This window comes from Cupriavidus sp. DL-D2 (assembly GCF_039710735.1).
In the GTDB taxonomy this organism is placed as follows: Bacteria; Pseudomonadota; Gammaproteobacteria; order Burkholderiales; family Burkholderiaceae; genus Cupriavidus.
The window spans coordinates 44,550-64,807 of sequence record NZ_JBDKXK010000012.1; the positions used below are offsets into that span (position 1 = coordinate 44,550).

At 63.4% G+C, this 20,258-nt stretch carries 18 protein-coding genes; 12 read left to right on the forward strand and 6 right to left on the reverse strand.

Annotation, left to right across the window (positions count from 1 at the left end):
• Positions 1-105 precede the first annotated feature (105 nt).
• Positions 106-2,229: an ATP-dependent DNA helicase gene (locus ABDB81_RS09190; protein ID WP_249359231.1), complete on the forward strand. Its 2,124-nt coding sequence runs from the start codon at positions 106-108 to the stop codon at positions 2,227-2,229.
• Positions 2,230-2,348: 119 nt separating this feature from the next.
• On the opposite strand, the gene ABDB81_RS09195 is transcribed toward ABDB81_RS09190, so the two are convergent.
• Positions 2,349-3,179 (reverse strand): outer membrane protein assembly factor BamD, encoded by an 831-nt coding sequence (locus tag ABDB81_RS09195; protein WP_137924431.1) that lies wholly within the window; start codon positions 3,177-3,179, stop codon positions 2,349-2,351.
• 16 nt (positions 3,180-3,195) lie between these two features.
• Here ABDB81_RS09195 and ABDB81_RS09200 point away from each other — a divergent pair, with 16 nt between their 5' ends.
• A complete protein-coding gene (locus ABDB81_RS09200; RefSeq protein ID WP_346810659.1) occupies positions 3,196-4,413 on the forward strand; it encodes an RluA family pseudouridine synthase in 1,218 nt (405 codons plus the stop codon).
• Positions 4,403-5,209, forward strand: a complete 807-nt coding sequence (gene pgeF / locus ABDB81_RS09205) for a peptidoglycan editing factor PgeF (protein WP_346810661.1) — start codon at positions 4,403-4,405, stop codon at positions 5,207-5,209. The genes ABDB81_RS09200 and pgeF overlap by 11 nt, the downstream gene beginning before the upstream one ends.
• Here pgeF and ABDB81_RS09210 read toward each other — a convergent pair.
• Positions 5,206-5,493 carry a hypothetical protein gene (locus ABDB81_RS09210; protein ID WP_346810663.1) on the reverse strand — a complete coding sequence of 96 codons (288 nt, stop codon included), beginning with the start codon at positions 5,491-5,493 and terminating at the stop codon, positions 5,206-5,208. The genes pgeF and ABDB81_RS09210 overlap by 4 nt on opposite strands.
• A gap of 318 nt (positions 5,494-5,811) precedes the next feature.
• On the opposite strand from ABDB81_RS09210, the gene phaC reads away from it, so the two are divergent.
• From phaC to ABDB81_RS09255, 9 genes are all read left to right on the forward strand, one after another.
• Positions 5,812-7,722 (forward strand): class I poly(R)-hydroxyalkanoic acid synthase, encoded by a 1,911-nt coding sequence (phaC, locus tag ABDB81_RS09215; protein ID WP_346810665.1) that lies wholly within the window; start codon positions 5,812-5,814, stop codon positions 7,720-7,722.
• 76 nt (positions 7,723-7,798) lie between these two features.
• A complete protein-coding gene (locus ABDB81_RS09220) occupies positions 7,799-8,977 on the forward strand; it encodes an acetyl-CoA C-acetyltransferase (protein WP_160472116.1) in 1,179 nt (392 codons plus the stop codon).
• A 143-nt stretch (positions 8,978-9,120) separates the two neighbouring features.
• On the forward strand, positions 9,121-9,861 hold the full coding sequence (locus ABDB81_RS09225) for a 3-ketoacyl-ACP reductase (protein WP_137924437.1): 741 nt from the start codon (positions 9,121-9,123) through the stop codon (positions 9,859-9,861).
• A gap of 458 nt (positions 9,862-10,319) precedes the next feature.
• Complete coding sequence (gene phaR / locus ABDB81_RS09230) at positions 10,320-10,871, forward strand: polyhydroxyalkanoate synthesis repressor PhaR (RefSeq protein ID WP_137924438.1); 552 nt, start codon at positions 10,320-10,322, stop codon at positions 10,869-10,871.
• Positions 10,872-11,151: 280 nt separating this feature from the next.
• Positions 11,152-11,937, forward strand: a complete 786-nt coding sequence (locus ABDB81_RS09235; RefSeq protein WP_160472118.1) for a hypothetical protein — start codon at positions 11,152-11,154, stop codon at positions 11,935-11,937.
• 187 nt (positions 11,938-12,124) lie between these two features.
• Entirely contained in the window at positions 12,125-13,498 is a 1,374-nt protein-coding gene (rimO, locus tag ABDB81_RS09240; RefSeq protein WP_346810668.1) for a 30S ribosomal protein S12 methylthiotransferase RimO, read from the forward strand.
• Positions 13,499-13,610: 112 nt separating this feature from the next.
• On the forward strand, positions 13,611-14,795 hold the full coding sequence (bktB, locus tag ABDB81_RS09245) for a beta-ketothiolase BktB (RefSeq protein WP_346810670.1): 1,185 nt from the start codon (positions 13,611-13,613) through the stop codon (positions 14,793-14,795).
• An 88-nt stretch (positions 14,796-14,883) separates the two neighbouring features.
• Positions 14,884-15,453, forward strand: a complete 570-nt coding sequence (locus ABDB81_RS09250; RefSeq protein WP_137924489.1) for a hypothetical protein — start codon at positions 14,884-14,886, stop codon at positions 15,451-15,453.
• 99 nt (positions 15,454-15,552) lie between these two features.
• Positions 15,553-16,767 (forward strand): cystathionine beta-lyase, encoded by a 1,215-nt coding sequence (locus ABDB81_RS09255; protein WP_346810672.1) that lies wholly within the window; start codon positions 15,553-15,555, stop codon positions 16,765-16,767.
• A 77-nt stretch (positions 16,768-16,844) separates the two neighbouring features.
• Here ABDB81_RS09255 and ABDB81_RS09260 read toward each other — a convergent pair whose 3' ends face one another.
• The 4 genes from ABDB81_RS09260 to serB form a co-directional block, all read right to left on the reverse strand.
• Positions 16,845-18,476: a PepSY-associated TM helix domain-containing protein gene (locus ABDB81_RS09260; protein WP_137924443.1), complete on the reverse strand. Its 1,632-nt coding sequence runs from the start codon at positions 18,474-18,476 to the stop codon at positions 16,845-16,847.
• Between the two features lie 10 nt (positions 18,477-18,486).
• Entirely contained in the window at positions 18,487-18,786 is a 300-nt protein-coding gene (locus ABDB81_RS09265; RefSeq protein WP_137924444.1) for a hypothetical protein, read from the reverse strand.
• A complete protein-coding gene (locus ABDB81_RS09270) occupies positions 18,783-19,106 on the reverse strand; it encodes a hypothetical protein (protein WP_160472124.1) in 324 nt (107 codons plus the stop codon). Before ABDB81_RS09270 ends, ABDB81_RS09265 begins: the two co-directional genes overlap by 4 nt.
• Positions 19,107-19,344: 238 nt before the next feature.
• The gene (gene serB / locus ABDB81_RS09275) at positions 19,345-20,199 is read right to left on the reverse strand and encodes a phosphoserine phosphatase SerB (RefSeq protein WP_160472126.1); all 855 of its coding nucleotides are present in this window, start codon (positions 20,197-20,199) and stop codon (positions 19,345-19,347) included.
• Positions 20,200-20,258 lie beyond the last annotated feature (59 nt).

Here is a 20,258-nt window from a genome sequence, read left to right on the forward strand (position 1 = left end):
CCCCACCCAAACATCTTGCCCCAGCCCGATCTCCTCTCCGACGCCGCAGACCTGCCCGGTGATCCAGCCGCCGACACGCCCGAACCCGCCGAGCCTCCCGAATCCATCGGCGAAGCGGTAGCGGTGGCTTCTGCCAGCCAGGTGGCCTTGCAGAAGTCGCAACTGTCGACGATGTTCGCGGAGACCGGCACGCTGGCGACGGCCATTCCCGGCTATCGTCCACGGGCCTCGCAGCAGAAGATGGCCGAGGCGGTGGCGGATGCCATTTCGCAGAACGATACGGTCATCGTCGAAGCCGGCACCGGCACCGGCAAGACCTTTGCCTACCTCGTACCGGCGATGCTGTGGGGCGGCAAGGTCATCCTGTCCACGGGCACAAAGAACCTGCAAGACCAGCTTTATCTGCGCGATATCCCGACGGTGCGTCATGCACTGAACGTGCCGATATCGATCGCGCTGCTCAAGGGCCGTGCCAACTACCTGTGCCACTACCACCTGGAGCGCGCGCAGGCCAATGGCCGGTTGGCATCCAAGCAGGATGCGGCATGGTTGCGCGACATCGCGAAGTTCGCCAAGACCACCGCGACCGGTGACAAGGCCGAACTGGCTGCCGTGCCCGAAAACGCGCCCGTCTGGCAAATGGTCACGTCCACGCGCGACAACTGCCTGGGCAGCGAATGCCCGCAGTACAAGGAATGCTTTGTGATGCGGGCGCGCAAGGAGGCCCAGCAGGCGGACGTGGTGGTGGTCAACCACCACCTGTTCTTTGCCGATGTGGTGCTGCGCGATACCGGCATGGCCGAGCTGCTGCCCGCCGCCAATACCGTGATCTTCGACGAAGCCCACCAGTTGCCGGAAACGGCCACGCTGTTCTTCGGCGAGACGCTGTCCACGAGCCAGTTGCTTGAACTGGCGCGCGATACCGTGGCCGAAGGGCTGTCCCATGCACGCGATGCCGTGGACTGGGTGGCCCTGGGTGCGCCGCTCGAACGCGCCGCGCGCGACCTGCGGCTGGCGTTCAGCAAGGAGAACATGCGGCTGGCGCTGGGTCAGATCGAGGCCGATCCACGCATGCGCGAACCCTTCAATGAAACGCTCGATGCGCTGGACACTGCCTTGTCCGATTTTGTCGAGGCGCTGGAGTCGCAGGCCGAGCGTGCCGAAACGCTTGAGCAGTGCCATCGCCGCGCCGTGGAACTGGCGCAGCGACTGGCGGCATGGCGCGATGACCGCGTGAGTGTCACCCCGACACCCGCCGTGGCGGAAGAAGGTGCGGATGGTGCCGAGACGGCTGCAGCGCCCGAGCCGATGTCACTGGGCCCGGAAACCGTGCGTTGGGTAGAGGTGTTCTCGCACACGGTGCAACTGCATCGCACACCGCTTTCGATTGCGCCGATCTTCTCGCGCCAGCGCGCCGGGCATCCGCGCGCATGGGTATTCACGTCGGCCACGCTATCGGTCAAGGGCAATTTCACGCACTACGCCGCGCAGCTCGGACTCGACAAGGACCGCTCGTTGACGTTGCCTAGCCCCTTCGACTACGCGAAGCAGGGCCTGCTCTACGTGCCGCGCGAGATGCCGGCGCCGAATTCCCCGCAGTTTACGGAAGCCGTCGTGGAGAAGGCGCTGCCGCTGATCGAGGCGGCCGGAGGTCGCACGTTCCTGCTCTGCACCACGCTGCGCGCGGTGCAGAAGGCGTCGGACATGCTTTACGACCTGTTTGCCGAGAAGGGTCTGAATCTGCCGCTGCTCGTCCAGGGCCAGGCGAGCCGCACGGAACTGCTGGACCGCTTCCGCCAACTCGGCAATGCCGTATTGGTGGGCAGCCAGAGTTTCTGGGAAGGCGTGGACGTGCGCGGCGAAGCGCTCTCACTGGTCATCATCGACAAGCTGCCATTCGCGCCGCCCGATGATCCCGTCCTCGCGGCGCGCATGGAGGTGCTGCAGAAGAAGGGTTTGAGTCCGTTTGCCGTGCATCAGTTGCCGCATGCGGTCATCACGCTGAAGCAGGGCGCTGGACGCCTGATCCGGTCGGAGTCCGATCGCGGCGTGCTGATGATCTGCGATACACGGCTGGTGGAAAAACCCTACGGTCGCCAGATCTGGCAGAGCCTGCCGCCGTTCACGCGTACGCGTGAGGCCGAGACGGTGATCCGCTTCCTGGAAGGGCTGAACGGCAAGACGGTCGAAGGAGCGGGAGGGCCTGAGACCAGCGACGCCGATGCCTGAGTAATGCCTGAGGCCGATGCGCAGACGGCCCCGCAAAACAAAACACCCCGAAGCCAGTGACCGGCGTTCGGGGTGTTTTGTTTTCAGGCAGTCAATGCTGCATGGTCAGTGCTTCCAGATCAGAAGACTTCCCACCACGCCTTGTCCTTCTTGCGCGCACCGTACTTGATGAAGTCGCTGTTCGGGTAGTTGCGTTCCATCACCCGTGCGGTGTCGTCGCGCAGATCCTTCATGCCAAGCGCGTCGTACGAGCGCACCATGATGTAGAGCGCTTCCTCGTTGGCCGGAGCACCGTCATAGTCTTTCAGCGCCTGCTGCGCGCGATTGACTGCGGCGAGGTAGGCGCCGCGACGGTAGTAGTAGCGTGCCGCATGCACTTCGTGCTGGGCCAGCGAGTTGACGATGTACTGCATCCGCTGCGTGGCATCGGGCGTGTACTTGCTGTCAGGGTAGCGCGTGATCAGGATCTGGAACGCATCGTAGGCAGCGCGGGCGGCCTTGGGGTCGCGCTCGCTGAGATCCTGGCCCGAGAAGCGGCCCAGCCAGCCCAGGTTGTCGTTGAAATTGATCAGGCCCTTGAGGTAGTAGGCGTAATCGATATTCGGATGGCTCGGGTGCAACTGGATGAACCGGTCCACGGCTGCCAGCGCGGCAGCGGTCTCGCCATCCTTGTAGCTGGCATAGGCAGTGTCGATCTGTGCCTGCTGCGCGTAACGGCCAAACGGATAGCGGCCCTCGAGCTTTTCATAGAGCTTCACGGCACGCGTATAGTCGCCGCCGTCGAGGGCATCCTTGGCTTCCGAATATAATTTGTTAGCCGACCAGCTGGCTGTTTCGTCAGGCTGGTCTCCAAGCAGGCCGCATGCCGACAGCATGACGCAGCCGCCTGCGAGCAAAACCGCTCCAATTTTCGCGCGCCAATCCGCGCGTTTCATGCTCTGCAATTGCATGGGCAACCTGTTCCGGATGAAGAAAAATACCGCCAAGCATTATAGCCGAAGCCCCAGCGCCGAAACCGGTCTGGACAGTCAGGTCGAATCCAGGGAGGCCGCAGCCCCCGTCAATGGGGACTTGAACGACCCATTCGAGGTCCTCGACGAAGGTGGGGAGTTGCAGGACGACGTGCTCGTGGCAGCGCCTGCCGCCCCCGATCTCGTGCCCCAGTTCATGGAAGTCGGCAGTGCCGATCACGGCGAACGGCTCGATAAATTGCTCGCACGCCACTTCAGCGAGTTCTCCCGCAGCCGCATCCAGCAATGGATCGAAGAGGGCGCCGTGCGCGTGGACGGAGAACCGAGCCGCGCCAAGGCATCGATGCAGATGGGGCAGCAGATCGAGATCCGCCCGCAGGCGGCACCCGAATCCACGGCTTTCACGGCCGAGGATGTGCCGCTCAACGTGGTCTACGAGGACGATACGCTGCTGGTCATCGACAAGCCGCCCGGTCTGGTGGTGCATCCTGCTGCAGGAAACTGGAGCGGCACGGTGCTCAATGGCCTGCTGTATCGCGATCCGCACGCGGCACGGCTGCCGCGCGCCGGTATCGTGCATCGGCTGGACAAGGAGACATCCGGCCTGATGGTGGTGGCCCGCACGCTGACCGCGCAGACCGATCTGGTGCGCCAACTGGCTGCGCGTACGGTCAAGCGGACCTATCTCGCGCTGGTGTGGGGCGAAACGCCCGAGGAAGGCACCATCGACGCACCGATTGCCCGCGATCCGCGCGAGCGGACCCGCATGGCCATCGTCTACACGAACAGCGGCAAGCCTTCGCGTACGCATTTCAAGACGCTCGGCACCGTGCCGCTGGGCCGGTCGCACGTGTCGATGGTGATGTGCCAACTTGAAACGGGCCGCACGCACCAGATTCGCGTGCATTTCGAGTCCATTGGTCATCCGCTCGTGGGCGATCCGGTCTACTACAAGGCCACCCAGCGCGGTCAGCGTCAGGCAATCCGGGTGCCGCTGCCGGTGCCGTATACGCGCCAGGCGCTGCATGCCTACAAGCTTGGACTCGTGCATCCGGCCACGGGTCGCAAGATCTCCTGGGAAACCCAGCCACCCGAGGACCTGCAGGCGCTGATTGCCGCGCTCGACTTTGAGGGGCACGCGGAACAGGACGATGACTACGACGATTACGACGACGAAGGCACGTGGTACGAAGGCGAGGCCGATGACGACTGAATCGACAGCTATTTCGACTTCGTGGCTCGTCCCGGACTGGCCGGCCCCGGCAAATGTGCGCGCGCTGTCTACCACGCGTCAGGGCGGTGTCAGTCGCGGCGCCTATGGGCTGGCCGATGGCTCGACGGGCGGGCTGAATCTTGGCACTCATGTCGGCGACGATCCGTGCGCCGTTGCGGCCAACCGTGCGCGGCTGGCCCGCAGCCTGCCCGCCATGCCGCTCTGGTTGGAACAGGTGCATGGCTGTGGCGTGGCCACGGCAGAGCATGGCGATGCCGGCAGCGAGATCCAGCAAGCCGATGCCAGCATTTCGGGGCGGCCGGGCGACGTTTGCGCGATCATGACTGCCGATTGCCTGCCCGTGCTGCTTTGCGATACGGCGGGTACTGTCGTCGGCGCGGCGCATGCCGGCTGGCGAGGTCTGTGCGATGGCGTGATCGAGGCCACGCTGTCGCGCATGGCGCAGCGCGCGGGCGGCATGCCACAATGGCTGGCGTGGCTGGGGCCTGCGATCGGCCCCGATGCGTTCGAAGTGGGCGCGGAAGTCCGCGCGGCATTCCTCGATCGCGCGTTCCAACACGAACAGGCCGAAGTCGATGCGGCATTCGTCGCGGTGGGGCAGGGCAAGTACATGGCCGACCTCTACGCGCTGGCACGCATACGCCTGGCGCGAGCTGGCTGCACGCAGGTCTTTGGCGGCGATACCTGCACGGTAACCGACGCAGACCGCTTCTACTCCTATCGCCGCGACCGCACTACGGGTCGCATGGCCACGATGGTCTGGCTGGAAGCCTAGGCGTCGCCGTCCCGCACGGCAGAAGACGGCGCGTTCGAAGTTCCCCGGGTTGTCGGCGTCGCCGGAGCCTGCCGGGTTTCCGCCGCGTCCACCGCCGCGCGGGCTTCCGCTTCTTCCCGTGCGCGTCGCCGCTGCCGCCTGCCCGGCGTGCCCAGGATGTACATCACCAGCGAGACGGGCGCCAGCCCGTAGCACAGGAACGTGGCCACACCGGCCACCACGTTTGTCTCCGTGATGGCCATCATCAGCGCCACATACAACCAGCCAATTGCCACGATATACATCAGCCGTTCATCTCTCTCTGGTAGGAGGGTTCCGGAACCCGGTAACCCGCCTGGGGATTACCGTCCGGTAGGTCGGACATCACTTCCACGGCGCCCGCATGGGAATGCGGAATTCCGCATTGACAGCCTCTACATTGCAAGGCAACAATGCCTTCAAATGTATCGGAACCGAGGAAGTATCAGGGTTTCGCCGGCAAGCATAGCGTAAGTGGCGAGCCGCTCAGGCGGCCCGCGAACGCATCCCGGATTCCGGGGCGGGTCGGGAGACAGTTACCCCGTGCCCGTCAACCATCACGACGGCAGAGAGACGAATACATCATGGCGACCGGCAAAGGTGCGGCAGCTTCCGGAAAGGAAGACAAGTCCCAACCGTTTCAATTTGCGCCGGGGCCATTTGACCCAGCCGCCTGGCTGGAGTGGTCCCGTCAGTGGGCACCCGAAACCAGCGGCATGATGCCGCCTGGTTTTCCGGCCGGCATGGCCGGTGCATTCCCCGGTGGCTTCCCGAATGGTCTTCCGAACGGTTTTCCCGGCAGCTTTCCGGGCGGCGATGCATTCGCCAAGGCGTTCCAGGCTCTCCAGGGCAATGGTGCCAATGGTGCGGTGAAGATCGCGCCCACGCAGCTGGCCAGCATCCAGGAACGCTATCTGAAGGACTTCACCGAACTCTGGCGTGAAATGGGGGCCGGGGCGATGGTGCCGAACGGTTCGCCGCAGGCCGGGCAAGCCGGTGCTGCGAGCCAGCGCCTGTCCGATCGCCGCTTTGCCAGCGATGCATGGCGCAACAACGCGGCATATCGCTACACGGCCGCGTTCTACCTGCTCACGGCGCGCGCCATGACCGAGCTTGCCGATGCTGTGGAAGCCGATCCCAAGGTGCGCCAACGCATCCGCTTTGCGGTTTCGCAGTGGGTCGATGCGATGTCGCCGGCCAACTTCCTGGCGACCAATCCGGATGCCCAGCAGCGCCTGATCGAGTCCGGCGGCGAATCGCTGCGCAACGGCGTGCGTAACATGCTGGAAGATCTGGGGCGCGGCAAGATTTCGCAGACCGATGAGACCGCCTTCGAGGTGGGCCGCAATGTTGCCGTAACCGAAGGCGCTGTCGTCTACGAGAACGAATACTTCCAGTTGCTGCAGTTCAAGCCGCTGACCGACAAGGTCTACGCGCGGCCGCTGCTGCTGGTGCCGCCGTGCATCAACAAGTACTACATCCTTGACCTGCAGCCCGAAAGCTCGCTGGTGCGGCACGCGGTGGAGCAGGGGCACACGGTGTTCCTGGTGTCGTGGCGGAACCCCGATGCCTCGATGGCCGAGCGGACCTGGGACGACTACATCGAGCATGCAGCCATCCGCGCGATCGAGGTGGCGCGCGACATCAGCGGTCTCGACAAGATCAACGTGCTCGGGTTCTGCGTGGGTGGCACCATCATTTCCACGGCGCTTGCCGTGCTGGCGGCACGCGGCGAGCGGCCCGCAGCCAGCCTGACCCTGCTCACCACGCTACTCGACTTTGCCGACACCGGCATCCTCGACGTCTTTGTCGATGAATCGCATGTGCAACTGCGCGAGGCTACGCTGGGCGGCGCATCGGGTGCGCCGTGCGGTCTGCTGCGGGGAGTGGAACTGGCGAACACGTTCTCGTTCCTGCGTCCGAACGATTTGGTCTGGAACTACGTGGTCGACAACTACCTGAAGGGCAACACGCCTGTGCCCTTCGATCTGCTGTTCTGGAACGGCGACGCCACCAACCTGCCCGGACCCTGGTATTGCTGGTACCTCCGCCATACCTACCTGCAGGACGAATTGAAGGTGCCGGGCAAGCTGACCGTCTGCAATGCCCCGGTGGACCTGGGTGCCATCGACGTGCCGACGTATATCTACGGCTCGCGCGAGGACCATATCGTGCCGTGGTCGGCTGCGTATGCTTCCACCGCACTGCTGAAAAACAAGCTGCGCTTCGTGCTGGGCGCCTCTGGGCACATTGCCGGCGTCATCAACCCGCCAGCCAAGAAGAAGCGTAGTCACTGGACCAGTGATACGCTGCCCGTTTCGGCCCATGAATGGCTGGCTGGCGCGGAGGAACATCCGGGTAGCTGGTGGCCGGACTGGATGGCATGGCTCGGCAAGCAGGCCGGCCAGAAGCGTGCGGCGCCTGATACCTACGGCAACGCCCACTACAAGGCGATCGAGCCTGCACCGGGACGCTACGTCAAGCAGCGCGCCTGATTTTGCCGGGGCGGCGGATGAGCCGCCGGCCCCGTTTCGAACCGATCCGCGATTCGTTTTCTCGAAAGGACCTCACATGACCGACATCGTCATTGTTTCCGCAGCTCGCACCGCCGTAGGCAAATTCGGTGGCTCCCTGGCCAAGATCCCCGCACCGGAGCTGGGCGCACTCGTGATAAAGGCCGCGCTGGAGCGCGCAGGCGTCAAGCCCGACCAGGTGAGCGAAGTGATCATGGGCCAGGTGCTGACGGCCGGCTCGGGCCAGAACCCGGCCCGCCAGGCGTCGCGCGCAGCCGGCCTGCCGGACATGGTGCCGGCCATGACCATCAACAAGGTGTGCGGCTCGGGCCTGAAAGCCGTGATGCTGGCCGCCAATGCCATCATCGCCGGCGAGGCAGAGATCGTCGTGGCGGGTGGCATGGAGAACATGAGCGCGGCCCCGCACGTGCTGCCGGGCTCGCGCGACGGCTTCCGCATGGGTGATGCCAAGCTCGTCGACACGATGATCGTCGATGGCCTATGGGACGTGTACAACAAGTACCACATGGGCATCACCGCCGAAAACGTGGCCAAGGAATATGGCATCACGCGCGAAGCGCAGGACGAGTTCGCAGTCGGTTCGCAGAACAAGGCCGAAGCGGCTCAGAAGGCCGGCAAATTCGACGAGGAAATCGTGCCGGTGATGATTCCGCAGCGTAAGGGCGATCCGGTGGCGTTCAAGACCGATGAGTTCGTGCGTCAGGGCGCCACGCTGGATAGCATGTCGGGCCTGAAGCCGGCGTTCGACAAGGCGGGCACGGTGACGGCCGCAAATGCCTCCGGCCTCAACGACGGCGCTGCCGCCGTGGTGGTGATGTCGGCCGCCAAGGCCAAGGAACTTGGCCTGACGCCGCTGGCGACGATCAAGGCGTACGCCAATGCCGGCGTGGACCCGGCCGTGATGGGCATGGGCCCGGTGCCGGCCAGCCGACGCTGCCTGTCGCGTGCGGGCTGGGGCGTGCAGGATCTCGACCTGATGGAAATCAACGAGGCATTTGCGGCGCAGGCGCTGGCGGTGCACAAGGAAATGGGCTGGGACCAGTCGAAGATCAATGTGAACGGTGGCGCGATTGCCATCGGCCACCCGATCGGCGCATCCGGCTGCCGCATCCTGGTGACGCTGCTGCACGAGATGAAGCGCCGCGACGCCAAGAAGGGCCTGGCCTCGCTGTGCATCGGCGGTGGCATGGGCGTGGCGCTGGCAGTCGAACGTTGAACTGCAATACATAACAAAAGCATTGGCTAGACGTGCATGAGGGGTATGCCGGCGGTACGTACCGAGGAACCGCCGCCGGCATTGACAACAACGACCGAAAAGTTTCGACAACAACGAACCGATCGAGCCAACTAGGAGTGGATATGACTCAGCGCATTGCATACGTGACCGGCGGCATGGGTGGCATCGGAACCGCGATTTGCCAACGCCTGGCAAAAGAGGGCTATAAGGTGGTGGCGGGCTGCGGCCCGAACTCGCCGCGTCGCGAGAAGTGGCTCGAACAACAACGCGCGCTCGGTTTCGAGTTCGTGGCGTCCGAAGGCAACGTGGCGGACTGGGATTCGACCAAGGCGGCTTTCGAGAAAGTGAAGGCCGAGGTGGGTGAGGTCGACATTCTGGTCAACAACGCCGGCATCACGCGCGATGTGGTGTTCCGCAAGATGACGCGTGCCGATTGGGATGCGGTGATCGACACCAACCTGACGTCGCTGTTCAACGTGACCAAGCAGGTCATCGATGGCATGGCGGATCGTGGCTTCGGCCGCGTGATCAACATCTCGTCGGTGAACGGCCAGAAGGGGCAGTTCGGCCAGACCAACTATTCGACAGCCAAGGCCGGCCTGCACGGCTTCACGATGGCCCTGGCGCAGGAAATGGCCACGAAGGGCGTGACGGTCAATACCGTGTCGCCGGGCTATATCGCCACGGACATGGTGAAGTCGATCCGTCAGGATGTGCTGGACAAGATCGTCGGCACGATCCCGGTGAAGCGCCTGGGCGAGCCGGCTGAAATCGCATCGATCTGCGCCTGGCTGGCTTCGGAAGAGTCCGGTTTCTCCACGGGTGCGGACTTCTCCCTGAACGGCGGCCTGCACATGGGCTGATGGTCGAGGCGGCCCTCTGCGACGGTGCGTTGCCCGCAAGGGGCGGCAGGCCGTCACGGAGGTTGCCGTTGATGCGGCGCATCTGGCGCGCTGCACAAACCATTGAGTGCTGCACCGAGATGCCCTGGTATTTCGCATCACCGTCCGCATGTCGCTGGCATGCGGACGGTTTGCTTTTGGGGGCTAGACAATCAAATGCTGCGGGTTTTCCTTAAACGCGGCCAGCTTTCCATAGTGCTTTCTTGAGCATAGAATCAGGGCAATGGCGCAACCGGCACCAAAGTGGCGCGGTCCACATGGGTCTGGTCCGGTTGTTTCTTGCGCGCCTGCAGCGTGTTTCTCGGCGGGGAAGACGCGCTCCATTGCGCACTGCACTGCATGCGGTGCAGCAGCGCGAGTCAAGGCGCAGCAGCGGTGCCGACCCACGGCACCAGCGACGACAAAAGGATAGAGCACCGATGGCCACGACCAAAAAAGGCGCAGAGCGACTGATCAAGAAATACCCCAATCGCCGGCTCTACGATACGCAAACCAGCACCTACATCACGCTCGCTGATGTGAAGCAGCTGGTCATGGATACCGAGGACTTCAAGGTCGTCGACGCCAAGAGCGGCGAGGAGCTGACACGCAGCATCCTGCTGCAAATCATCCTGGAAGAGGAAACCGGCGGTGTGCCGATGTTCTCTAGCGCCATGCTTTCGCAGATCATCCGTTTCTACGGCCACGCGATGCAGGGCATGATGGGCACCTACCTCGAAAAGAACATCCAGGCATTCATCGACATTCAGGGCAAGCTGGCCGAGAACTCGAAGGGTCTGTACTCGGGCGAGGCATTCAGCCCCGACATGTGGTCGCAGTTCATGAACCTGCAGGGTCCGATGATGCAGGGCATGATGAGCAACTACATCGAGCAGAGCAAAAACCTCTTCGTGCAGATGCAGGAACAGATGCAGAGCCAGGCCAAGAACATGTTCGGCACGTTCCCGTTCAACCAGCAGGACAAGAAGTAGCCTCACGAACGCACGCCGCGACGGCCCTGTGCAATGCAGGGTCGTTTTGAGTTGTTGGCTTGCCACGCATTTTTGTGAATGCGTGTCCGATGTGCGTCTTTTAGCCTTTTTTCTCCGCTATTGATTGCAGAGCAAGGATTTGGGGAGCCGCCATGTGCTCCAATCGGCCAACGCCCTGAGCACTGGGCGACCCGATAACAATCCTGCTTTCACTGCACGATGGCTTTTTCCAAGCGTATCCCGCCTTGCATGCCATCCGGTCTGGTCCGGAGGGTAACTTATGTCTGACAGCGCGAATCTCTGGCGCATGGCGCCTGAACCCGCCGATCCAACCGGCTTGACCCGGCTCGTCGAATTCGCCGGTGGCATCTACACCCAACTGACGTGCATCCAGCGCGAGGTAGGCGAGGTGAAGGCTTCGCAGCAGGCGCTTGAAGCGCGCGTCGAGCGCGGGGAGCGTCAGCTCGATGCGGTGGAGGTGGGAGTGCGCAATGATTTGCGCGAGGTGGAGGGGCGGCTTGCCGGGCAAATCTCGACGCTCGACTCGCGTATGTCGACGTTCGATACACGTTTGTCGACGCTTGATACGCGTATGTCCGCTGGTCATGCATACCTGCTCGACCGGATCGACGCCTCGGAGTCCAGGGTGTTGGCGGCAATCGAACAGCTTGCAACGCGATTCGACAAGTTCGAGACGCGCGTCGACAGGATGGAAGTGGATCTGCACACCCGCATCGATGCGACGGAAAACAAGATCGAGCATGTGCGAACGGACCTTGGTAGGCAGATCCGGGAGAGTAGGGGCGACCTCGAAATTCGCATCGATCGCGTGGCAACGGACCTCGGTGATCGCATCCAGAAATGCGAGGACAAGACCGAGGCCCGTTGTGATCGTCTGGAAGATAACCTGTCCGCCCAGATCAAGAGTAACGAAGGCCGGATACTTGCCTTGCGGGACCGTGTCAACAAGGTGATTTGGTTCACCTCGGGAGGTGGAGCCATGCTCGGATACGCCATCGGCGGAGACGTCGTGATGGATCGGTTGACCGGCCTTCTGGGTCTATAACCAGGACGCGTTTCCAGCCAGCCGGGCCGGCTCCTTCCGAACCTCACGCCAAGGCGGCCCGATCAAGGTAAAATCTCCGCCTTTCATGGCAATTGCGGCGCCCGGCAGGCTCGCCGGATGCCCTTAAGCCAGCGGCGCGCCACCGGGGACGGTAGGACGTGCCCAATCCCCACATACGCGGTGCCCCATGTCGTCTGAAAACATTTTGTCCACTCCTGCGCCGAAAGTCGGCTTTGTGTCACTTGGATGCCCCAAGGCACTGGTCGATTCCGAGCAGATCATCACGCAACTGCGCGCCGAAGGTTACGCGATCAGCGGCACCTATGACGGCGCCGACCTTGTGGTGGTCAACACTTGCGGCTTCATCGACGAGGCGGTGCAGGAGAGCCTGGATGCCATTGGCGAGGCGCTGAACGAGAACGGCAAGGTCATCGTGACCGGCTGCCTGGGGGCGAAGAAGGATGCCGCCGGACAAGACATCGTGACCTCGGTGCATCCCAAGGTGCTCGCCGTGACGGGTCCCCACGCGCTGGGCGAGGTCATGCAGGCAGTTCACACGCACTTGCCGAAACCGCATGACCCTTTCACTGACCTGGTGCCGGCTGCCGGCATCAAGCTCACGCCCAAGCACTACGCATACCTGAAGATTTCGGAAGGCTGCAACCATCGCTGCTCGTTCTGCATCATCCCGTCCATGCGCGGGGATCTGGTATCGCGCCCGGTGGCCGAGGTCATGCTTGAGGCGGAAAACCTGTTCAAGGCCGGTGTCAAGGAACTGCTCGTGATTTCGCAGGACACCAGTGCCTATGGCGTGGACGTGAAGTACCGAACCGGTTTTTGGGCAGGTCGCCCGCTGAAGACGCGCATGACGGAACTGGTCGCGGCGCTCGGCGAACTCGCCAGCCAGTATGGCGCGTGGGTGCGCCTGCACTATGTGTACCCGTATCCGCACGTGGACGAGATCATTCCCCTGATGAACCAGGGTAATGTGCTGCCGTACCTCGATGTACCGCTCCAGCACGCACATCCGGACGTGCTCAAGCGTATGAAGCGTCCGGCGAATGCGGAGAAGACGTTGGACCGGATTCGTGCCTGGCGTGCGATCTGTCCGGACCTGACTATCCGCAGCACGTTCATCGCGGGTTTCCCGGGCGAAACGGAACAAGAGTTCCAGACGCTGCTGGACTTCATTGCGGAAGCCGAGCTGGATCGTGTGGGCTGCTTCGCCTATTCCCCGGTCGACGGTGCCACGGCCAATGATCTGCCGGGTGCGCTACCCGATGAGGTGCGGGAAGAGCGTCGTGCGCGTTTCATGGAAGTTGCGGAGGAAGTTTCGGCACGCCGCTTGCAACGCAAGGTCGGACAAACGCTTCGCGTACTGGTCGATGAAATCAATCAGGATGGCGGTATCGGCCGTTCTTCTGCTGATGCCCCCGAGATTGACGGCCTGGTCTATATCGATCCGGCCGCCAAGCCGTCGCAGCGCTACAAGGCGGGCGAGTTCGTCAACGTGAAAATTACCGGCGCCGACGGTCATGACCTGTGGGGCGAGATCGCCTGAGGACAGGCTTCCGGATACCGGGGCCTGCTGCCATTAGGTAAAAGTACGGTCGTTCACTTTTTCGCTCCGCGGTCTATACTGTGCGCCGCAACATTTCGCATGGAGACAAGACATGACGCGTGAAGTGGTGGTTGTCAGCGGTGTGCGCACCGCGATTGGTACCTTTGGCGGCAGCCTCAAGGATCTGGCCCCGACTGACCTCGGTGCGTTGGTCGTGCGCGAAGCGCTGGCCCGCGCCAAGGTGTCCGGCGACGACGTCGGGCATGTGGTGTTCGGCAACGTCATTCAGACCGAGCCGAAAGACATGTACCTGGGGCGCGTGGCCGCCGTGAACGGCGGGGTGTCGATCAATGCCCCGGCGCTGACGGTCAACCGCCTGTGCGGATCTGGCCTGCAGGCGATTGTCAGTGCTGCCCAGACCATTCTGCTTGGCGATGCCGATGTCGCCATCGGTGGCGGTGCGGAAAGCATGAGCCGCGCGCCGTACCTCGCACCGATGGCCCGCTGGGGTTCGCGCATGGGCGATGCCAAGCTGATCGACATGATGCTCGGCGCGCTGCACGACCCCTTCCACGCGATCCACATGGGTGTGACCGCAGAGAACGTTGCCAAGGAATACGACATCTCGCGCCAGCAGCAGGACGAGGCAGCGTTGGAATCGCATCGCCGCGCGTCGGCTGCCATCAAGGCCGGCCATTTCAAGGGCCAGATCGTTCCCGTCACGCTGAAGAGCCGCAAGGGCGATGTCGTCTTCGATACCGACGAGCACGTGCGCCACGATGCGACCATCGATGACATGACCAAGCTCAAGCCGGTCTTCGTCAAGGAGAACGGCACGGTCACGGCGGGCAATGCATCGGGTCTGAACGATGCCGCTGCTGCAGTGGTGCTGATGGAGCGTGCCGAGGCGGAGCGCCGCGGCCTGAAGCCGCTGGCGCGCCTGGTGTCGTACGGCCATGCAGGTGTCGATCCCAAGACGATGGGCATCGGCCCGGTTCCGGCAACAAAGATCGCACTGGAGCGCGCAGGGCTGTCGGTCAAGGATCTCGACGTGATCGAGGCCAACGAAGCGTTTGCCGCGCAAGCCTGTGCCGTGACGAAGGCGCTGGGACTCGATCCGGCCAAGGTCAACCCCAACGGTTCGGGCATTTCGCTGGGCCATCCTATCGGTGCCACGGGCGCGCTGATTACGGTGAAGGCGCTTCACGAACTGCAGCGCGTGCAAGGCCGCTATGCGCTGGTGACGATGTGCATCGGCGGCGGCCAGGGGATTGCCGCGATCTTCGAGCGCGTTTAAAGTCACGGCAGCCCCCATCCCAAGGAAGTCCGCCTTGCCCCGCTTTTCTTCAGCTTTACACGCGTTTTGCGCATGTTCGATGGCCGCGATGTTGGCGGCACCGATGGCCGCCTCGGCGGCTGGCGATAGTTTGTCGACGGCGGGGGGGCAGGGCGGCTCCTTTGGTATCAATGATGCGATTCGCGCCGGGGAGTCCCGGCGCGGAACAACGCTCTCCACCGGTGCAGCCACTGTGCTGGCGCCGCGTGCCGAGTATTCCCAATATCCCGTCTACGTGGGCACGCTTGGCGACAAGCCGGTGCGCATGCGCGTGGCGCCGAAGTCCGATACCCGGGACAGCCTGCAGGGCGAATACTCGGTGGGCGATGGCAAGGGCGTCCGGCTGTTGTCCGGCGAGTGGGATAACGGCAACTTCCTGATGGAAGAGTCCGACGACGGTACGCGTGTCTCCGGCAACTGGGACGGCCAGATTGACCGTAACGGTGCCGTGCGCGGAACGTGGACCGATCCCTACAACCCGGCCATCGTCCTGCCATTCTTCATCCGGCCGTTTGGCGGGTTCCTCGTTATTCCACCGTTCGACATGCAACCCAGCAGTGGTGTGACCTACGCGCCGCCACCGCCGAAATCGTCGATCTCGACGGGCAAGTCGCGCTAGTTTTTCCTATCCCCAAGCGGCGGTTGCGGCGCAGGGGTGGACGGATTTCTGATTGCTGGTAAGCTCGAACGCCTGTCCAGACTTCCGAGGAAACGCGCCGTGTCTGCTTCCGACTCGCCCCGCCATCCGTCCCGCTATACCCAGACCACCGCAGTCCAACCCGACCTCGACATCGCGCCGGGCTTCGAATCGTTCTCGACGCCGACGTATCGCGGCTCCACCATCGTTTTCCGCAATCTCGCCGAACTGCGCGCCTATGGCGACCGCAGCAAGACCTATTGGCGCTATGGATTGCACGCCACGCCCACCAGCGAGGCGCTGTGCCAGCAGTTGGCGCAGATCGAGGGTGGCAGCCAGACGCTGCTGCTGCCGTCGGGTATGGGGGCGATATCACTGGTTTACTTTGCGCTGGTAAAGGCGGGTGACGATGTGCTGGTGCCGGACAACGTCTATGGTCCCAACCGCGATCATGGCGAGTGGCTGGCACGGGAGTTTGGCGTGACAGTGCGTTACTACCATCCATCCATCGGAGCGCGCATTGCGGCGCTGATCCAGCCGAATACCAAGCTGATCTGGATGGAGGCGCCTGGGTCCGTGACGATGGAGGTGCCCGATTCCGAGGCGATTGTGGCCGCAGCACGGGCACGCGGCGTGGTGACGGCAATCGACAATACCTGGTCGGCGGGCGTGTATTTCAAGCCGTTCGACAAGGGCATCGATATCTCGGTGCAGGCGTTGACCAAGTACCAGTCCGGCGGCAGCGATGTGCTGATGGGCGCGGTGATCACGCGTGACGACATGCTTCACGACCGACTCAAGCGCACGCGCATGATCATGGGCTGGGGCGTGTCGGCGGATGACTGCTTCCTGGTGCTGCGTGGCCTGTCCAGCATGCCGGTCCGGCTGGCCGCCCACGACCGCGCGGCACGGGAAATCGCCGAATGGCTCAAGCAGCGACCCGAGGTCTCGCGCGTACTGCACCCTGCGCTGCCAGATTGCCCCGGCCATGCCGAGTGGCTGCGGGACTTTTCCGGCGCCAGCGGTCTGTTCTCGATCATTCTGCACAGCCGCTACGCGCGAGAACAGGTCGATGCCTTTGTCGAAGCGCTGAAGCTGTTCGCCATCGGCTGGTCGTGGGGTGGGGCGCACAGCCTTGCGGTGCCGTATCACGTCGACACCATGCGGCCGGTGGGAACATGGCCACCCGCCGATTGGGAGAACGCTGGCGAACTGGTGCGCTTCTACATTGGCCTCGAGGATACGCGCGATCTGATCGGGGACATCAAGCAAGCCATGGAAGCACAGTTGCGCTGAGTGCTGCCGCGAACCGCTCAACAAAAAGCCCCGCCAGTGATGGCGGGGCTTTTTGTTTGAGGCGTCGACACCTGCAATCAGGAGGCGTCGGCCTTGCGCATCGTGGCTTGCGGCGCGGCCTGAGCGGCGGCGCCGGGTGGCGCCCAGACCGATTCAACCGGACCATTCTGCGCACGGCGTTGTGTGGCACGTGCCAGCGCGACATACCCGACTGCCATGGCGATGGCGGCGATGTCGAAGCCAGCAATGACCCAACGACCCTGGAGCGCGGCCGAGAACAGATTGTCTCCGGCCAGGATCAGGTCCGCCAGGGGCACGGTCAGCGTGGCAAGGGCGGCCACGTACAGCAGCTCGACCGCTGCACGGATCGGCGGCCGGACCAGCGCCCAAGCCACCGCCACGCCGAAGACCGGCCAGAACACATAGCTCACGGCACGCTCTGGCCACAGCAACGCGGCCGGGAAGCACAGCGCCACGCCGATGCAGGTGCCAATGCAGACGCCCACTGTGGCCTGCGCCAGCAGCTTGTGTACGCGTGGCTGCTCGGCCTGGCGCGCCTTGCGTCGGGTTTCGATCCAGAGCAGGTTGCCGGAGTAGAACAGGAAGGCACCCGCCAGGCCCGCGATCAGGTAGACGATGCGCACGGCCATGTCGCCGTAGGTGCCGTAGTGCAACGCGAACATCGCGCTATAGACCATGTGGTTGGTGTCGCGTCCGCTAGCCGTTTGGTTGGCGATCAGTTTGCCGGCGTTGGGTTCGTTGGCTGCCGCGTGGATGCCCACGGACCCGCCATTGCCCAGTGCACGGGCGCTCTCGCCGCGCACGTCGGCCACGGCATTCGCATCGCCATAGCGCTGGAACCGGATCGCGGTCGGCGTGAAGTGTTCGCCGCCGTGCTCGCGTGCGATGGCGAGCAACTGCGCCGAGGGCATCGTGGGTGATGGACGACCCGATGCGGACACTTCGGACGTGCCACTCGTGACGCGCGGAATCGTCTCGAACAGCTTGCCGTCGAAGGTCAGCACATTGAACACCATGACCATGACCAGCGACAGGCAGAACATCGCGCCAGTGATGGCAAAGATCAGGTGGAACGGCAGGCTGAACAGGCCGATCACATTGTGCGAATCCATCCAGAACCGCTTCAGGTTGCGGCCCGGACGCACCGCGAACAGGTCTTTCTTGAGTCGCGGCAGATGCAGGATGACGCCCGACACCAGCGCCAGCCCGTACAGGATGGAGATGATCCCCATGAAATACGTGCCGTTCAGGCCCAGGCCCAGCGAGTAGTGCAGGGCGTTCAGGAAGGCAGAGAGTTCCCCCGTGACGTGATCGAGCGACGTGCTGTTCTGCGCTGCCTTGTCGCCGTTCAGGCGCTCGCCGTTCATCGTGTGCCATTCACCGGCCTTGTCCTGCCAGTAGGCGTTGAAGTCCGGTTCCTCATGGCTGGGCAGGCCCACGTAGACGCTGTTTGCGGCGTCAGGGTGAACAGCGATCAGCTTCTGCACGAAGGCATCGATGGCGGGGCCCTCGACATGGACCTCGGCGGCATGCTTGCCTTCCAGGCGGTCCGGATTCTGCCAGACGTGCAGTTCGTGGTGGAAGACGGTGATCGCGCCTGCGAAGAACGCGATGAACAGCGCCCAGCCGGCCATCAGGCCGACCCAGGTATGCAGCGTGTTGAACACGCGGAGGGTATTGGCTTTCATGTGTATCGCCTCATGAACCGGTGACGGCGGAGAGCGCCGAGGCAGGGGGCATCGCGTGCAGCAGCCGCAATGCCACGAGGATGCCGTAACAGACCAGATTCCCGCCCACCAGCCACAGCCAGGCGCGAAGGCTCGTCTCGAACAGCAGGCTCAGGCTGATGATGGCCACCCATAGGACGAAGCTGAGCATGATGGCAAGGACCACGCCACCTTCCCAGCCGCCGGGCAGCCACAAGATGCCGAGTGTGCACAGCGCGATGGCCAGGGGCAGGCCCAACAGCGTGCCGGCAAGCCATTTGGTGCCGATCATGATGCGCTCCCTTCTTTCGAGACCTCTGACGGTTCGTCGTCCGCCCGGTTGTGATGGAGCCAGGTGCCAATGAACGGCCAGAAGGACAGGAAGCACGTCATGACCACGAGGGTGGCGGCAATGGCGACGGCCCAGCCCTCGGGCACGCTCATGACCCAGGTGCCGGCCACGGCGAGTGCAACACCGATCCAGCAGAGCAGTCGGGAGGACAGCGGCGAGCGACCTTTACCCTCGGCATCGACAACCAGCAGTTGATTTGGCGCGGCGAGGTACAGGCACGCCGCGGCGGCCAGGGATAGGAATATAGCTAACGCTTGCATGCGTTGTGCAGTCGGGAAACGACGATGTAGGGAGGCGAACAATAATAATCATTCGCATTTGATTCCACAAGGAAATCAAGGCGTTATGTTGCGATCTCGTGGATTTGGTCGCGTCAGCGCCAATGACGAAAATGTAATGCGGGAAACGCCCGGAGGTGTGGCAAGAGGGGGGAGTGGGGAGGGAAAGCGAGGGAGCGGGTGCCTTGCAGGTGACGCAAGGCACGCCTTGAAACGGGAATCAGTGCGGGAAGAGGTTCAGCAGCCCGTCCAGCCCCACATGATTGAACGCCACACTGGCCTGTTCGCGCACAACGGGTTTGGCGCGGAAGGCCACGGACAGGCCCGCTACTGCCATCATCTTGAGGTCGTTCGAACCGTCGCCCATGACGATGGCCTGCGACGGTTCGGCGCCGATCTGCTCGCACACCTCGCGCACGGTACGTGCCTTTACGTCCGCATTGACGATCTCGCCCACCACGTTGCCGGTCAGCTTGCCATCCACGATCTCCAGCGTGTTGGCTCGGGTGAAGTCGAGTTTCAGGCGCGGCTTGAGCTGGTCGGTGAAGTGGACGAACCCCCCGGACACCAGTAGCGTGCGCAGGCCCAGTGCCTGGATCGTCTGGAGCATGTTCTCGGCACCCGGCGACAGGCGTAGTCGTTCTTCGTACACGCGGTCGAGCACGCTGGCGTCGAGGCCCTTCAGCAGGGCCACACGGCGGCGCAGGCTCTCGTTGAAGTCGGTGATCTCGCCCCGCATCGCCGCTTCGGTGATCGCTGACACTTCGGCCTTCAGTCCGCAGAAATCGGCGATTTCGTCGATGCACTCGATGGTGATCAGCGTCGAGTCCATGTCCATGGCCACGAGCCGGAAGTCCGACAGCTTGCGCCCCGCCGGCACCACGGCCCAGTCGATGCCACGGACGCCGCAAATTTCGTCGAGCGCCACGCGCAGTGCCGGGGTCAGCGGATCGCAGTCATCGGCAGCCGCCACGTTTTCGGCACGCATCACGAAGGCCGAGGCATGGGCAGCCGCGCGCACGGCATCGAGATCGGCTGCGGACAGCGGGGACAGGCTCTGGAGAATCAGGGGCATGACAACAGGAAGGAAAAGGGGCGATGCGAAAGGGCGATATTGTACCCGGGCGCCAACGC

Bases quoted from the DNA above. Each gene is read 5' to 3' on its own strand.
- ABDB81_RS09195 (WP_137924431.1), bottom strand. From the start codon at position 3,179: ATGCAATTGCAGAGCATGAAACGCGCGGATTGGCGCGCGAAAATTGGA.
- ABDB81_RS09200 (WP_346810659.1), top strand. From the start codon at position 3,196: ATGAAGAAAAATACCGCCAAGCATTATAGCCGAAGCCCCAGCGCCGAA.
- pgeF (WP_346810661.1), top strand. From the start codon at position 4,403: ATGACGACTGAATCGACAGCTATTTCGACTTCGTGGCTCGTCCCGGAC.
- ABDB81_RS09210 (WP_346810663.1), bottom strand. From the start codon at position 5,493: ATGTATATCGTGGCAATTGGCTGGTTGTATGTGGCGCTGATGATGGCC.
- phaC (WP_346810665.1), top strand. From the start codon at position 5,812: ATGGCGACCGGCAAAGGTGCGGCAGCTTCCGGAAAGGAAGACAAGTCC.
- ABDB81_RS09220 (WP_160472116.1), top strand. From the start codon at position 7,799: ATGACCGACATCGTCATTGTTTCCGCAGCTCGCACCGCCGTAGGCAAA.
- ABDB81_RS09225 (WP_137924437.1), top strand. From the start codon at position 9,121: ATGACTCAGCGCATTGCATACGTGACCGGCGGCATGGGTGGCATCGGA.
- phaR (WP_137924438.1), top strand. From the start codon at position 10,320: ATGGCCACGACCAAAAAAGGCGCAGAGCGACTGATCAAGAAATACCCC.
- ABDB81_RS09235 (WP_160472118.1), top strand. From the start codon at position 11,152: ATGTCTGACAGCGCGAATCTCTGGCGCATGGCGCCTGAACCCGCCGAT.
- rimO (WP_346810668.1), top strand. From the start codon at position 12,125: ATGTCGTCTGAAAACATTTTGTCCACTCCTGCGCCGAAAGTCGGCTTT.
- bktB (WP_346810670.1), top strand. From the start codon at position 13,611: ATGACGCGTGAAGTGGTGGTTGTCAGCGGTGTGCGCACCGCGATTGGT.
- ABDB81_RS09250 (WP_137924489.1), top strand. From the start codon at position 14,884: ATGTTGGCGGCACCGATGGCCGCCTCGGCGGCTGGCGATAGTTTGTCG.
- ABDB81_RS09260 (WP_137924443.1), bottom strand. From the start codon at position 18,476: ATGAAAGCCAATACCCTCCGCGTGTTCAACACGCTGCATACCTGGGTC.
- ABDB81_RS09265 (WP_137924444.1), bottom strand. From the start codon at position 18,786: ATGATCGGCACCAAATGGCTTGCCGGCACGCTGTTGGGCCTGCCCCTG.
- ABDB81_RS09270 (WP_160472124.1), bottom strand. From the start codon at position 19,106: ATGCAAGCGTTAGCTATATTCCTATCCCTGGCCGCCGCGGCGTGCCTG.
- serB (WP_160472126.1), bottom strand. From the start codon at position 20,199: ATGCCCCTGATTCTCCAGAGCCTGTCCCCGCTGTCCGCAGCCGATCTC.